We start from the raw sequence: 14,570 nt of genomic DNA, 5'->3' as shown, positions 1-14,570 counted from the left end.
AATTATTTAGCAGCTTTTTTCATAAAATTGACGAATACAGAATCCGGCATCAGCTTTTTACTCTGATAAAACTTAGCATTCATTTTTTTAAACTGATCAAAACGACCGTGGACTTTTTTGAAAATCTCAGGATTACTAAGCTCATTCTCTTCCGAATTGCTCAATATGAAAAGGTTGCCATCATGTAAATAATACTTTTCAGAAACAAAATCTGTTAAAAGACTCTTACTCTGCATGATCGGAATATCACTTTTGCTGATCTCAGAATCCGGTGAAAGACCTTTGCCAACCCATGTTACAGCAGATGGCGTAATCAGATTATAATTTTTTCTGTAATAGGCTAAAATGGATGGCGCTATATCGAAATGACTTACTGTTTTCTGGAATTTTTTCGATTCTTTCAATAAAGGTGAATACACCATCATCGGAACATGGAAACGGTCTATTTTAGACTGAAGAAGAATCTCCGGCATACTGTGATCTCCGGTGATGAAGAAAATAGTTTTGGCAAAATCAGGTCTTTTACTATAATTTTCAAAAAAATGTTTCAAAGCATCATCTGCATTTATGACAGCAGCCAACTGCTTTTTATATCCTGCAGCCCATTTTTTCTGTTCTGATGTCAATGCATTTGATTTTAGCCTTTCATTATACATCTTTTCATAATATTCTTTATTGTTAATTAAAAAAGGATGATGTGTAGAAAGTGTAAGAACCATATTAAAATAAGGTTGAGTTTGAACTTTTTGTTTTTCAAGGACTTTTTTGAAGACTGCCTGATCTTCATAACCCCAGCTTTCGTTATCGCTGTTGGCTGGAAGTTTTTGATAAGAAGTGCCATAAGAGCCTATATCGACAATATTATTAACTTTATTGTATTCCAGATATTCTCTGTAGCCGTCGAAAATAAGATTTCCCCCATAATAAAATCCCGTTTCGAAACCGTTTGATTTCAATATATTGAACAGATTAAAATGATCAGGAGTTTCTTTAATTTCTAAGAAACCATTCTTCCCAAATGGCAGAGATCCCGTGAGTGAAGGTAATGCAGCAAAAGTTCTACCCGCAGAACTCAACCCGTTTTCCCAAAAAAGACTTTTCTGCGAAAGAGAATCAAGGAAGGGTGTAAAATTCCCAATATAACCTTTGGGAGATGTATAAGCGTGGCCAAAACCTTCCAAAACAACGAATACCAAATTCGGAACTTCTTCCGATTTGTTGAGATACTGACCTAAGAAATCCGGGGTATCTTCTTTTCTCCAGAAAGGATAATTTTCATTCAGCATATTTGTATTTGATGCTAAATCTTCTTCATCGCTCATTAATTCCGTAATTTCAGGGTGATCGCTGATAAAATTCTCTTCATTGGCTTTGAAAAAATATGCCCACTTACTTTTCGCAGCAGTTTGATTAAACTCGTTTAAATTATTTAACCCTAAAATATTTACCGGAACAAAAAAAGCAATCAATCCTAATGATAAAAAGCCAATTCCGGGATAAATAGATTTGAAACCCGAACGACCGGACATGAATAAGGGAGTAAACGATGCCGCCAATAAAATTGCCAGTAAAGCATAGTTTTTAAAATTAAGCATGCCGCCTGCCTCTAAAATCTGCATCATTTCTTGCTTGCTGTAATAGATAAGGTCTGCACCGAGTAGATTTCCTGTTTCCGAAAAATAAATAAACAAAATATATTGTAAAGAGACCACGAATCCGCAGGTAATAATGGCCAGAGTTCTTGCCCAACCTTCTTTCATAAAGTTCAACACAATATATATGAGCCCAAAGCCAAACATGAGCTGGAATACAAATAGAATATTACCCAGAAAAAGTGCCCCGACAATAGCTACTGAATCTACTTTTGTAAAGACAAAACGATACCAAAGCCATTCTGCAGCCACTCCAACGAGGAAAAGAACACTGAATGTTGTCGCAAAAGCCCCCCATTTTCTAAGACCATTTTTGAGGATTGTTAAAATTCTTTCTTTTAAAGGTAAGTTTTTTGTATTCTGGCCGAAGCCTTGTCTAGTCATTTCGCCCCAACCATGCGATTTTTTAAAATAGTCTATAAAACCATTTACTCCAGCTTTCACTGTAATCAAATGGAAATAAAACGGCTCCGAAAAGGCAGTTATAATAAGCGAGAGAAAATCTTTTCTCTTACTGTACACCTGATGACTCACCATATCGACCAATATTCCGTAAACAGAATAAAGGAATCCCATTGAAAGAACGAGTGCGAATAAAATGAAGAAGAATGACCAATTGATAATGCCGAGAATAAGAAAAGTAATAAACACGATATACCCGGAAAACTCTACCAAAGGTCCTAAAAATTCAAAAAAGAACCAATACGGAATGCTTACCATCCCCAGTTTCTTGTATTTAGGATTAAACATCAGCTTGCGATGTTTCCAAAGTGTTTCTATCGTACCGCGCATCCAGCGGTTTCTTTGTTTTTTCAGAATGTCTTTTGTTTCCGGAACTTCGGTCCAGCAAAGCGGATCAGGGATGGTTGTTACTTCATAAGGTTCTTTACGCTCCTCCATGTACCTCCTCATTCGCACAACTAGTTCCATGTCTTCACCTACCGTATTTCTGTCATATCCACCACATTCCAGAACGATTTTCCGGTCGAAAACCCCGAAAGCTCCTGAGATAAGAATCAAACCTGAAGCACGTGACCAAGCCATTCTTCCCAGCACGAAAGCTCTTATATATTCCAACGCCTGTGTTCTGCCTAACAAAGTTTTAGGCATATTTACGCTTACCACTTTTCCGTCTTCGATCACACAATTGTTGGCAAGACGAATTACCCCGCCACAAGCAATGATTTTCTTTTCGGTTTGTTCTAAAAATGGTTTTGCCAACTTTAAAATAGCATCCTGCTCCAGAATACAGTCTACATCAATACACACCAGATAATCTCCGGAAGAAACATTGATTCCGACATTTAAGGCATCAGCTTTTCCACCGTTTTCTTTATCTACACAAATAAGTTTTTTGAATGCAGGATTCTTGCTTTTATAAATTCCTCTGATATTGTTGGTTTCAATTTTACCCTGTACAAAATAAGATACACATTCCAGATCGTAAGCTTCGATCATTTTCTGCATCGAATCATCCTTACTTCCATCATTGATGATGATGATTTCAAGATTGTGATAATAAAGAGACAGCAGGGATCGTACGTTTTCCACAATTGTCATTCCTTCATTATAGGCCGGGGCAAGGAGACTGAAAACCGGTGCATTGGCATTGGCAGCAATCATACTGTAATCCGTAAAAACATTTTCTTTTTTGTATCGTAGAACCGCTCCGAATGCGTAAATTCCTATCCAACCATAAATAATTGCAACTGCAGCACCATACAATAAATACAGCCATATAACGATTTCGTAGACAATGTGTGAAAATTCTAACATACTTTTTCCTGCAATGCGTATTTTATAATTTGAACTGATTCTTCAGACATATCTTCCTTATTGGCAAGGTCTGATAAGTATTCGTTATAGCCTAATGAATAAAGTGCCTGTGCAGCATTAACCTTAATGCCTGATGTATTACCTTCAAAAAGTTCTCGCTTAAGCAGATATGTACAGCAATGATCTTTTGAAAATTTTATGACCCGCAGAATCTCCAACCGTACATCATCCGGCTGATCATTATATATTGCAGAAAGATAGGCTACTGTTTCAGGATTCTCCAGCGACATTAAGGTCTGGATAGATTTTATTTTCACCTCTACAGCAGATGTACTGAGTAATTCTTTAATTTTAGAATAAAAGGAAAGGAGCTGAAACTTTTTTATTAGTTTAAGCGTAAAAACTACCGCAGAATCATTGCTGCTTTTTAACCATTTTTCAATTGCAAAATCTGCATCTTCAGGCAAAGACGAAATTGAAAGAAGTAATCTCAACTGCTGCCATTCTGAAATCTTAGACGAAAAAGTGTCTAAAAAATTTAAACCTTCAAAGCCTTTTAGTCTTACCATAGCATACTGAGCTTCAAGATAAACCTGTTGTGATGGATGAGATAAAAATAAGGAAATCTTTGATGTTGCCTCTTTATGATCCATCACTGTAAGTTCAAGGATTCCCTGGGCAATAAGGTAATGTTTCTTCTGATCAAGTTTATTCATTGCTACCTCCCTGAGATTATACTCCTTGAATAAATCTTTGATTTTATTTTTTGCAGCTCCCGAAAATTTTTTCTCAGATTCTACCAATCTTTGAAGGAAAATAATCTTGAAAGATTTTCTTAAAGCAAGAATATTAAATTGAGGATTGACGGGAATTTCATCATTACCATAAACAATAACCTCAGATATTTTTTTATCGATAATAACGGACCACGCTGTTGTTCTCGCAGATTCTTTATACTCAATAAAATTGTAGATGAGCACGATGATGACCAATATCACCACCAGTGATAACATCACAATAAAAATGACAAAAAGAAAATGTACCGATGCGATTAGCATATTTTATTTTGGGATATATCTTTTAATTCTCAACATCAATTCACTGGGACTGAACGGCTTTACGATGAAATCCGAAGCTCCGAGATCAAAAGCATTCAGCACCACTTCTTCCTGTCCCATACTGGAAAGCATGATTACCGGAATTTGTTTTCCCATCGATTGTATTGCCGAAAGTATTTCTATTCCTGAAGCAAATGGCATCATAATATCGGTGATAGCAAGATCTACATTATTTTTTTGTAAGGTTTCGATAGCTTCTTTACCGTTGCGGGTTAAAATAACTTCGTGTCCTTCTTTTAATAACTTATGCTCAATTGTTTTGAGAATCAGTTCGTCGTCTTCGGCGATCAAAATTAACATAGCTTTTGATTGTATTTTATTAAACTTTTTATGATATTTAATCCTATTGTTATCTCTTCAATGATCTCTTTTTTCATGGCAGAAAAATCCATGTTGTCGTCTGCTTTCTTCTCCCATTTCAAAGCACATTCTGAAAGACTGAAAAGACCTGCAGTTCCCGCAGTTTCTTTAAGTTTATGAAGAATCATTTTAGCATCGCCCGTATTTTTTATCGCTGCAGCAGTATCAATATCATTCTTTGTCTGGTTAAGCTCGTTGATCAAAAGATTTAAAAATATTTCTTTAAAATAACCATCGCCACCGATCTGCTCATTCAGCATATCCATATTGATGTATTTCTCAGTCAATATTTCGAATTTTTTAAGAGTAGTAATCTGACTTTCTATAATCGCTCGGGGTTTGTAATCGTTCAAACAGACCGTTCCCAATTCGAAACTTTCATCATCTACGAAGGGTATCCTAGCATAAAAACGAATACCTGCTGCCAGAATTAAGGGGTCGGGACGAGATCTGTTATCTAAAAGCGTTTCAATAATAATAACAACCTCACCATTCGCAATTGAATATTGGCAAACCATATTTTCCCGGTCCATAGAATCAATCTCAAGTCCGATACAGCTTTGGATGGTCTGTGTTTCGCTCTCCATAATTGCTATTAAAGAGGAAGGGCAATTTGCAATTAAGCAAGCTGTTTCTGCAAAAACATCAAACTGAGGATCTTTCCCTCTATTTAAAAGATCAAAAAATTCAAATTTGTTTAATCTTCCGATTTTATTATCAGGGACGCTATACTTTAACATAATAGCGACTAAGTTATTTAAAAATAAACAAATATTATAATAATATTTACAATAACATTTTATAAAAGTTTAATTTATAAATACCCTAAGCTTGCAATAACGATATTGGATATGCAAATTAAAGGTCCAGTACAAGTTAAGCTGCATTTTTATAGATTCTATTTGCTTGTTAAATTCTTCTATTGTCTTGTAGTTTAGTAAGCTGTGATGATGTTTGAATAGATGCCTAGGTTAAAATTTGCCTTCCGCTACAGTGAGTCCAGCTATGGCAGATGGCTTCCGCTTGTACAGGCTCAGTTGAAGAATTATTGACGACTTAAAAATGGTACGTGCAATATCTTTGCACAGCGCAGTTGGGGAGCCGAATGGAAATATAATAAAAAGGATTTCTGCTAAAAGTGGCCATAGTAGCGAATTTCCAATTATTAATATATTTTTAAATTAGAGGTCATGTATTCTTTATTCATATTATATGAAATTTAAATGTGGTAACCACTCTTATTGATTAGATCTCGGCCAAACCAGCCCAAGCTGCCCCTAATGATTGAGTGACAACTAATTCATAATTGTTGGTGAAAGTTTTTATTGCATTCTCTACAGAACGGCGAATGACTTCTATATTACTAATATCGCCGATATATTGATAACAAGCTCTTGGTAATACGTAGAATTTTCCTGTTTCAATGTTTTTTATAACTCTATAAATATTAATATCAGCCAAGGCGCTGTGCAATTTTTTGTAATTTTCAGTACTCGCATTATGTAGCTCTACCGTTAGCATTTAATTAGCCATAGTTAATGTTTAGTTTTCCACTAATATAAAAATATTTCACGTATTGCAATTTGGGTTAACTGTGAAAGATCTTAATAAAATAAAAATTATAGTTTTTATCTAAATATTCTTCCTATTTATATATTGCTCAATTTATTAAAAACTTCATCTTTTACAATGATATTGTGCCTAATCTGTTCAAAAATCATTTTATTATTTGTAAATATTTTTCATAAGTCAAAAATTCATCATTTGAGCTATAAGTCGACAGAATAAAGAACCAAGAATTATAAGGGTCTGTATTAATATGAGAAGGCTTTATTGCTACATTTTTATTTACCTCTACAATTTGAAAGTCACAGGGAGCGATAAGCGAAAAAGTTTTATTGATTCCATATATAGCTCCAAACTGTGTTTTTTTACCTATGATAGATTCTTGCCTCATAAATTCAACAAGATAAATTTCTCCTATCTCCTTTTGAGCAAAGTCGGTAATTCCTACACAGAAATCGTATAATCCTATTTTTCTTAGCTACAGATGATGTTCTGTATAATAATGGTTTTTGGGAACAAGCATACAGTTATTTATTTAATCTTTAATGAATGGAGTTTTCACAATAACACCTTTGACCGGTTTATTTCGTATATTAATAAAAATTTCACTTCCGTATTTAGCACTTTCAGAACAGACGTATCCCATTCCTATTCCTTTTTTGAGTGTCGGAGAAAGAGTTCCCGAGGTAACCGATCCGATAATTTGATGATGATGATCCCAAATTTCATAACCATGGCGGGGGATGCCTTTGCCATCAATTTCAAAAGCAACCAGCTTTTTAACAACACCTCTTTCCTTTTGAATTTTTAAGAATACACTATAAATAAAATTCTTAGTAAATTTTGTTATCCAGCCAAGACCTGCTTCCAGCGGCGAAGTGTAATCATTAATATCATTTCCATATTCAGCTATATTAAGTAATGACACATATGGAGATACAACTCTAGCGATGGAAAACTCTGTTATAGCTTTATTTCAAAAGAAAATTTCCTGAAAATTCTTGATCAATCAGACTTTTTCTCAAAATTACTCCTCAAGAGTCTTAGCCATGAATTCAGTGTGATGGCTAATCTAATGAAAGTTTTGTCACAAAGAACGGTTAGGGAACGTGTAGCACTGAGTTTATTAATTCTGCATAGAAAATATAAATCTAATGTAGCAGAGGATAAAACTTACATAACATTATCCAGAACAGATCTTGCCAATATGGTGGGAACTGCCAATGAGACATTAGCCCGTATCCTCCATGATTTCAAGGTGGATCATCTTATCGTTATGGAAGCTAGAAAAATTCTATTAATAGATTTGGAACGACTTACTCGTATTGCCACTATGTAAAGTCCAAAAAAATTGCCCATGTAGACACAATGGGAAAGGAAGAACATACTTCTATAATTTTGAAACTGGCTTCTATTCTATCTGCTGTTGCAGGATTAATAAATATTACAGGAGTTCTCTGTCGATAACCTTACCACAAATATATCGAGACGCTTGCTTTCTTTTCTGAACAACTATTTTTGAGAAATTATAAAATGGCATTTATTTACTATACATTCTATTTTTTTATTAGGTGTATTTATTTCAGGGTTGATAATCGACTGGACTGCAAAATACAAATTACAAAGCTCATACACCATTCCTTTATCTATTGAAATTGTTCTTATGCTTCTCATAGGTTTCCCTCATGAATTATTTCCGGCTTTTCCTTCCGCTCCATTGGTAATTCTTTCACACTACTTTTTGCCATGGGATTACAAAATGCTCTCGTTATCCGTGTTTCGCAATCTGTGGTAAGAACAACTCATCTAACAGGACTTTTTACTGATCTGGTAATTGAACTATCACTATTTTTTTTCAAAAACAAAAAGAAAAGAAAATACAATAAATAAAGCCTATTTCTAAAAATAATGACCCTCATTTATTTATTTTCAGGAGAAATTGGGGCATTCACATATGAGCATTTTCAATTAAAAACACTGATATAACTTTAAAAAGCCTTCAAACATGGGCTAACTTGTTGCAAAAGAAGATCAGGTAATTCCTAAACCTAAAATTTGTATGATATTGCCATTATTTAAAATTGTACTGACGGCAATGAAATAAATATCCTTAAAAGACACCTTATTGCATTTGGAAATTTAGAGTTATTACACATGAAAGATTTTATCACATGGTTCGTAGAGCTTATTCTAATCAACAGTAATAATTCATGTTGTAGAGATCTCATTATACATTTTCTGAAAGTAGTTGCTTAGCTTAACTGTTCTTTCTTTGTCAAAAGAGTTTATATATTTTAAGAACATTAGTTCGGTACTGTGTCCCGTGGCTTCCATCAACAAAGGAGTAGGTATTTTTCCATAAAAATTAGAAGCAAAACTTCGCCTGCCGATATGACTTGATATTACCTCCCATTTCTCAATTCTTATTAGTTTAGTCCTATGTCCTAAACGCTTACGCGCATTTATAGTTTCATCGATCCCGGATAATCTTGCTATTTCTTTTATGTCTTCATTATATTTTTGTACAGCTAGAGCATCAGGAAATTTACAGTTGTTGCGATTAATTATATTCTGAACAATTGGATGCAAGGGTAACAAAATTTCTTTGTGTGTTTTTTGCTGAATAAAATTAAGACATTTTTTCTTATCTACTTCTATGAGCTGCGTACTAGAAAACTTCATAAAGTCGGAGATTCTTTGACCGGTATAACAACTAATCAATAACCAGTCCTTAGCATTTTGTAGATAGGATGGAACATTGGTATACTTTATTTTAAGTATTTCGGGTTCAGTTAGCGTCACAATTTCTTTGTTCTGTCGCTCTCTTCGTACTTCGAGCTCACGAACACGTGTCTGGATTCCTTTACGTTCAGCAAAGTTTAGAATAGTCTTAACAAAGTGTATTGTTCTATACAGTGTATTCTCACTATAATCTTCTTCTTTTCCAAATACCAAAAAATTCTGAATAAATTCTGAATTAACCTGATCAATATATAACCTTTCAGCCAGATGACCCTCAAATTTTTGCATTAAATTAAAAAATACTTTGTATCGTTTGTAAGTGGAATGCGAAATAAGCTCCTCCTTTGTACGTATATATTGCTCCATAAAAAACAATAGAGTCATCTCAGGCAAACTGTTCTTTTTTTGAAGGCAGATATTTTTTACAATTTTCGAAAAATGCCTTTGGTTAATCTGTTTCTTTTTAAGGATGAGCTCACTGTAATATTCCTTAAGCTCTACTTTTAATGTATTTATCTTATTATTAAGATCTTTATATTTTTTGAGGTAAATATTTTTGGGACGCTGTCTTTCCGTATCCCATTCTGTATCTAAAATTCTAAACGGCATATGAACAATAAAACTATTGTTATTTAAAAGATCTGTAAACTTTAAATTAATATTTTTTAGAGTCCCATTACTTGAAAGAAAAAACTGGAATGTCATTTTTTTTTTGAATACTTGAAGTGTTAATGAACTGCGAATCTAGGGAAAAATATGTAGTCCTATCTAGACTACTACATACCACAAATATATGAAAATATACGTACAAACAATATTTTTAATTGACTGATAATTAAAAGATTGTGAAATTTATTTTTTTTCAACCAATTAAATTCAATATATTAGATTTTCAACCATACAACTATTTTATTAAAAAAAATAAAACATATACTGTTTATCAGTGAATTATACTTAATTGTAGTCTAGATAGGACTACAAATGTGTATTAACAAGATTTTTAACTACAAAAAATAGATTTATGTGTATCATTGAGCGGGATATTTATTTCGGGCAAAAGCAAAAATCAAGGTTAAAACATTATTACCTATAATTTTTAGCCCATAGATTATGACATCACTATACATATTAAACTTTAGCATCCTTTTTTAAATTTAAAACCAATTAGTAAAGCTAAATACTAATCTATAAATCAACACTTTTCGAAATGGATTAAACGTATTCTACATTACCATTTCTAAAAACTAAAAAACTAATATTTTCATGCTTGTCACTAATAAAAAGAGTATAGTTCGAAAAATGAACTTTCTGTTAGTTATGCTTGCTTTCAATTTTTGCGCAACAGTTGTAGGCATTGTTCTTAAATCTTTAATAAAATACAATTTAAGAGTTCCATTCATAATAGTGATAGTAATATTAACTATTATCATTTTTAATTCCCTTAGAAATTTAAGAATATTTCAATTTGAAAATATAGGATCTACGTTTAGTATTAAATACTGTCACCCATTTAAAAGAGGCATTATATCTCCTTACGTCGAATTTCCGATTACTAACATTACAAGATTAAAAATAGAAGAAAATTTCTTAAAATCTGACCTTCTTAAAATTGATATTATTGTTAAAGAGAAAAGCAGAATTATAAAAATCAAGCTAAAAATTACAAACCTCAAAAGTAGTGACTATCGCAAAATAGAAAATTCTTTAAAACCAAACTGTTAAATAAAAAAGTCCAGCAATAACATACCAGTAGAGTCACAGATAATTTTTTTTCTAATAACTCTTTCTATGATTCTATAATAAATCTAAAAAAATTAAAAACTAATAATATGATCTACTTAAAACATCAATTTTCGCTGTTTGTAAAATTTCTTCGGAAAAAACTTTTTGTAAGCAAAGAAGTTTGAGTATTGTACTAGCATTTGCAAGCAGCCTAAAATGAAAATACCTTTTCACCGTAAATAAAGTTGAAAATATGATCGAATTATCAAGTCGAATCTTTAATGATGGATTTAGCTTCAATTGTTTCTCACAAATAATTCAGAGAAACAATTACACATCTACTTTTACAACGTTACAATTTAATTCTATTTTACTGACAATAGACGATTTACAGATTAAAGTTAACAATAAGCTCTATCACGTTGATGGAGGAAATACAGTATTGCTAGGACCTCAGAAAACAATTGAGTTAGTAAATAATGATACAAAAAACTTATATATTATTGCTTTTTCACCAACATTTTATAAAAATTCTACGAAAAACAACATGTTATTAAATTTAGAAATTTTCTCAAATGATCGTTGTCATATCGTTGTTGCTTCCCATTTCTGTAATGACAAACATAGCACGTTGCTTGCAATCGAGCGACTTTTAAAATTTTCAATAAAAGATACATCATTATTTAGATCGGTAGTGCACAATACTATAGAATCACTTTTACTAAATGCATATTATTATACCATTTATCACAAAAAATATTAAACCATGCACCAGTGAACACTTTTTAGAACATTTATAAATAAAAGCATTTTCAAATGAATGTTGGTTCGAAAGTAATAAGAATATACAGGAACGCCTTCCCTATTTTTAAAATTTGTATAATGCATTTATCAGCAATGCAAAAAAAGGCAATTGCAAAAGCAGAATGAAAGTTCTTTTTTTTGGTATATTCTATTGAAGGCACCTCCTAAACTTAGTGGTGAGAGTTTAATATATCTGATTACTAATACAAACTTAAAAATATAAACAAATTTGACTCGAAACATGTTATATTGTCGAAACTTTTCCATTTTTTGAAGAAGAGAAATATAAGATTGATGAACAACTATTGAGGAGAAATAATTACATATTACAATTTTAATGAAAACGGATTTAAAAGATATTCATATAGGTGAAATTATATACAAACGTGTTAATGAAATAGGTATTGATTTAGACAGAATTTGTAGTAACATGAATTTGCAGAAAGCTGAAATTGAAAATATCTACAAACAGGAAACTTTGGAGACAAAAGCATTACTGAAGTGGTGTAAGCTTTTAGAATACGATTTTTTTCGTCTTTTTTCGCAACACCTAATACTATATACCTCTCCAAAGGGATTTGACACTCAACAGAAGGTGAATACTGAATTACCACTGTTTAGAAAGAACCTTTATACGAAGGATGTTATATTTTATATTCTTGATGTGATAGAGAATAAAGAAAAAACAAGGATTCAAGTAATTGAAGATTACAAAATTCCAAAATCAACACTAAATAGGTGGATCAATAAGTATAAAAACAGAATATAATAAAAATTAATGTTAAACGACAGATGCCTGATTATAAAAGAATTTATGGTGATATACTGAACAGCAGATATCCAGATAAAAAAAAATATTGTGAAAATATATTACATAATGATATATTAACACATTTAGATGTGATCAAGCTCAACACGATCATATTTGGTGAAGCCACAGCAGAAAGTTGGAACTTTGATAAAAGACACCGCTCTTATAATAAGGAAACCATATTAAAAATACTGCAGTATCAGAAGAAAAATAAATTAAGTAATACGCAACTTGCAATGCATTACAGTTTAAGTAGAAATACTGTTGCCCGCTGGAGAAAATTATTTGTCATATAGTTTAAAAAAAATAATAAATTGAGCGTATTAGCTCTAGTATAATTGGACTCGACAGAACATAATTATTTTTAAATTTGCTGAATGGAAAAATTAGATCTTCTTATACTAACATACTTATCACAAGGTTTAAAAATCGGTGAAATCCCTAAGCAACTTTCAGACAACGAATCAATCGTTGCCAGTAAAAGTAACATAGAAAAAAGACTTACAAAACTGAGAAAAATATGCGGTGCTAAAACTCTTTTCCACCTCGCTGTGATAGCAAAAGAGAGAAGAATAATTTAGTAAACCAAGATTGACTTTTAGTGACTCTTGTGTCATCATAATCTATTTGCACATTGTATAAAATGGCCGATATTTTTTTTAGTGTAAGTATTTGAAACGGTATTAGTTTTAATAAGCTATCTAGGATATATCCTCTAGTAATTTTTCAAAAATCTCAGTTGAGGCTTCCTTCATATCTTTTGAAGTATTGTCACCACTTTGGTTAGTGACAAAAATATGCACAAATGACATTTTGGAATGATATATATATCACTTTGCACAAAGATGCCACCACGGTGTCTGTAAAAAGCCCCAGTTTTGGCCTGCATAATGCCACAAACATACCCTAACCTAAATGTATCATCCATTTTGACCAATGCGCGATCCATGTAATTAGAATGTTAGACCAGCAGTCATATATCTAATGTCCATATTGAGTCATATTCTTTGGCAGCTTCCACATTTGGTTTGAGTCTGCACAAAAAAACAGTATTCGTTTTATTTAAAAGTACACCTTCCGATCTTCTATTTTTACAAATCCCTCTTTTTCAAGTTTTTTCAAAGTTCTGATAACGGTTTCTGTACGTAATCCGGTAATTGACGCAAACTGTTGTCTTGTCAGCTTGACTTCATATGAAAATGGAGTTTTATCCGGAAAAAAACTTTTAAAATATTTTAAGGTACCTCTAATACGTTGTTCTGCGGAAGTAGATGCAATATTCTGCATCATAATAAATTTGTTATATAGCGTTTTCGATATATATTTCCGGACATCGACTGCTGCATGAGGATGTTCATCTAACATCTGTATAAACTCTGCCTTCGGTACTTTCATAATGGTGCAATCAGAAATTGTAACAGCATTTACAGGGTATTTTTCGTCAACGAACAGAAGCAATTCACAGACGCTTTCTCCTTTAGTCAGAAAGCTTTGAATCAGTTCCTTACCCTCCTCATTGGTGTAATTTAATTTTACATCTCCTGAAACTATTTGATAATAACACCTAGGTGTTTCTTCTATTTGAAATATATAATCATGAGAGTCATAGGTATGAATAGTACCTCCGTGGGCACTGAGTAAATCGAGATCAATGAGCATATTAGTTGTATCGGTTAAATTCCAGCAAATTTACTGCAGGACCTCTCTTCAATTTTATGATCCGAATTTGCAATAGGCTTTTTCTGGGATTAATTTTCGTAAATGAAATTTATATCGCCACCAATTATATGCTTTTGTTCTAATAAACGATTTTTCTCAGTTAGCTGGTTCGCTTTATTTGAAAATAATTTATTTTTTACAGGTGTAAGAACAAATAGGATGATTTTCAGAATAATCCGATGGCCATCGTAATATTTAATAAGCTTATGTTATTATAACAGAACGAACTGATTTATCAAGAGCATTAATAAGGATTAAAATTTCAATGACCTACAGTTGCTTCCTGTGAGGTTGACCTTT

Annotated in this window: 13 protein-coding genes and 1 pseudogene; 5 read left to right on the top strand and 9 right to left on the bottom strand. The window is 32.4% G+C overall.

Annotation, left to right across the window (positions count from 1 at the left end):
- Positions 1-2: 2 nt before the first annotated feature.
- The 7 genes and pseudogenes from OH814_RS00345 to OH814_RS00315 all read right to left on the bottom strand — a co-directional run.
- Positions 3-3,428, bottom strand: coding sequence for a sulfatase-like hydrolase/transferase (locus tag OH814_RS00345; protein WP_308826690.1), 3,426 nt, complete (start codon positions 3,426-3,428; stop codon positions 3-5).
- Entirely contained in the window at positions 3,422-4,486 is a 1,065-nt protein-coding gene (locus tag OH814_RS00340) for a hypothetical protein (RefSeq protein WP_308826689.1), read from the bottom strand. Before OH814_RS00340 ends, OH814_RS00345 begins: the two co-directional genes overlap by 7 nt.
- Positions 4,487-4,489: 3 nt before the next feature.
- Positions 4,490-4,846, bottom strand: coding sequence for a response regulator transcription factor (locus tag OH814_RS00335; RefSeq protein WP_201134438.1), 357 nt, complete (start codon positions 4,844-4,846; stop codon positions 4,490-4,492).
- Positions 4,840-5,646, bottom strand: a complete 807-nt coding sequence (locus OH814_RS00330; RefSeq protein WP_308826688.1) for a hypothetical protein — start codon at positions 5,644-5,646, stop codon at positions 4,840-4,842. Before OH814_RS00330 ends, OH814_RS00335 begins: the two co-directional genes overlap by 7 nt.
- A 505-nt stretch (positions 5,647-6,151) precedes the next feature.
- Positions 6,152-6,379, bottom strand: a complete 228-nt coding sequence (locus tag OH814_RS00325; RefSeq protein ID WP_308826687.1) for a hypothetical protein — start codon at positions 6,377-6,379, stop codon at positions 6,152-6,154.
- Positions 6,380-6,623: 244 nt separating this feature from the next.
- Complete coding sequence (locus tag OH814_RS00320; RefSeq protein ID WP_308827000.1) at positions 6,624-6,914, bottom strand: glycine cleavage system protein H; 291 nt, start codon at positions 6,912-6,914, stop codon at positions 6,624-6,626.
- Between the two features lie 93 nt (positions 6,915-7,007).
- Positions 7,008-7,376: pseudogene (locus OH814_RS00315) on the bottom strand (glycine cleavage T C-terminal barrel domain-containing protein); the annotation flags it as partial.
- Between the two features lie 159 nt (positions 7,377-7,535).
- Between OH814_RS00315 and OH814_RS00310 the strand changes: the two are divergent.
- Both OH814_RS00310 and OH814_RS20570 read left to right on the top strand, forming a co-directional pair.
- The gene (locus OH814_RS00310; RefSeq protein WP_308826686.1) at positions 7,536-7,811 is read left to right on the top strand and encodes a helix-turn-helix domain-containing protein; all 276 of its coding nucleotides are present in this window, start codon (positions 7,536-7,538) and stop codon (positions 7,809-7,811) included.
- 350 nt (positions 7,812-8,161) lie between these two features.
- Positions 8,162-8,362 (top strand): DUF1275 family protein, encoded by a 201-nt coding sequence (locus tag OH814_RS20570; RefSeq protein ID WP_374990541.1) that lies wholly within the window; start codon positions 8,162-8,164, stop codon positions 8,360-8,362.
- 318 nt (positions 8,363-8,680) lie between these two features.
- On the opposite strand, the gene OH814_RS00305 is transcribed toward OH814_RS20570, so the two are convergent.
- Positions 8,681-9,919: a phage integrase SAM-like domain-containing protein gene (locus OH814_RS00305; RefSeq protein ID WP_308826685.1), complete on the bottom strand. Its 1,239-nt coding sequence runs from the start codon at positions 9,917-9,919 to the stop codon at positions 8,681-8,683.
- 2,158 nt (positions 9,920-12,077) lie between these two features.
- Here OH814_RS00305 and OH814_RS00300 point away from each other — a divergent pair.
- The 3 genes from OH814_RS00300 to OH814_RS00290 all read left to right on the top strand — a co-directional run bounded on the left by OH814_RS00300 (position 12,078) and on the right by OH814_RS00290 (position 13,132).
- Entirely contained in the window at positions 12,078-12,509 is a 432-nt protein-coding gene (locus tag OH814_RS00300; RefSeq protein WP_308826684.1) for a transposase, read from the top strand.
- Between the two features lie 23 nt (positions 12,510-12,532).
- Complete coding sequence (locus tag OH814_RS00295) at positions 12,533-12,847, top strand: helix-turn-helix domain-containing protein (protein WP_308826683.1); 315 nt, start codon at positions 12,533-12,535, stop codon at positions 12,845-12,847.
- A gap of 81 nt (positions 12,848-12,928) precedes the next feature.
- Positions 12,929-13,132, top strand: coding sequence for a hypothetical protein (locus tag OH814_RS00290; protein WP_308826682.1), 204 nt, complete (start codon positions 12,929-12,931; stop codon positions 13,130-13,132).
- A gap of 481 nt (positions 13,133-13,613) precedes the next feature.
- On the opposite strand, the gene OH814_RS00285 is transcribed toward OH814_RS00290, so the two are convergent.
- Complete coding sequence (locus OH814_RS00285) at positions 13,614-14,210, bottom strand: Crp/Fnr family transcriptional regulator (protein WP_308826681.1); 597 nt, start codon at positions 14,208-14,210, stop codon at positions 13,614-13,616.
- Positions 14,211-14,570: the final 360 nt, after the last annotated feature.

It is taken from the genome of Chryseobacterium sp. CFS15 (assembly GCF_031118795.1).
Lineage (GTDB): Bacteria > Bacteroidota > Bacteroidia > Flavobacteriales > Weeksellaceae > Chryseobacterium > Chryseobacterium indoltheticum.
Note: the sequence above shows the minus strand (reverse complement) of the source record. Positions and strands in the feature narration are given on the sequence as shown.

What these genes read in the sequence shown, in the direction of transcription:
- OH814_RS00305 (WP_308826685.1), bottom strand. Translation starts at nt 9,919, where the DNA reads ATGACATTCCAGTTTTTTCTTTCAAGTAATGGGACTCTAAAAAATATT.
- OH814_RS00345 (WP_308826690.1), bottom strand. Translation starts at nt 3,428, where the DNA reads ATGTTAGAATTTTCACACATTGTCTACGAAATCGTTATATGGCTGTAT.
- OH814_RS00330 (WP_308826688.1), bottom strand. Translation starts at nt 5,646, where the DNA reads ATGTTAAAGTATAGCGTCCCTGATAATAAAATCGGAAGATTAAACAAA.
- OH814_RS00335 (WP_201134438.1), bottom strand. Translation starts at nt 4,846, where the DNA reads ATGTTAATTTTGATCGCCGAAGACGACGAACTGATTCTCAAAACAATT.
- OH814_RS00295 (WP_308826683.1), top strand. Translation starts at nt 12,533, where the DNA reads ATGCCTGATTATAAAAGAATTTATGGTGATATACTGAACAGCAGATAT.
- OH814_RS00300 (WP_308826684.1), top strand. Translation starts at nt 12,078, where the DNA reads ATGAAAACGGATTTAAAAGATATTCATATAGGTGAAATTATATACAAA.
- OH814_RS00340 (WP_308826689.1), bottom strand. Translation starts at nt 4,486, where the DNA reads ATGCTAATCGCATCGGTACATTTTCTTTTTGTCATTTTTATTGTGATG.
- OH814_RS00310 (WP_308826686.1), top strand. Translation starts at nt 7,536, where the DNA reads ATGGCTAATCTAATGAAAGTTTTGTCACAAAGAACGGTTAGGGAACGT.
- OH814_RS00290 (WP_308826682.1), top strand. Translation starts at nt 12,929, where the DNA reads ATGGAAAAATTAGATCTTCTTATACTAACATACTTATCACAAGGTTTA.
- OH814_RS00285 (WP_308826681.1), bottom strand. Translation starts at nt 14,210, where the DNA reads ATGCTCATTGATCTCGATTTACTCAGTGCCCACGGAGGTACTATTCAT.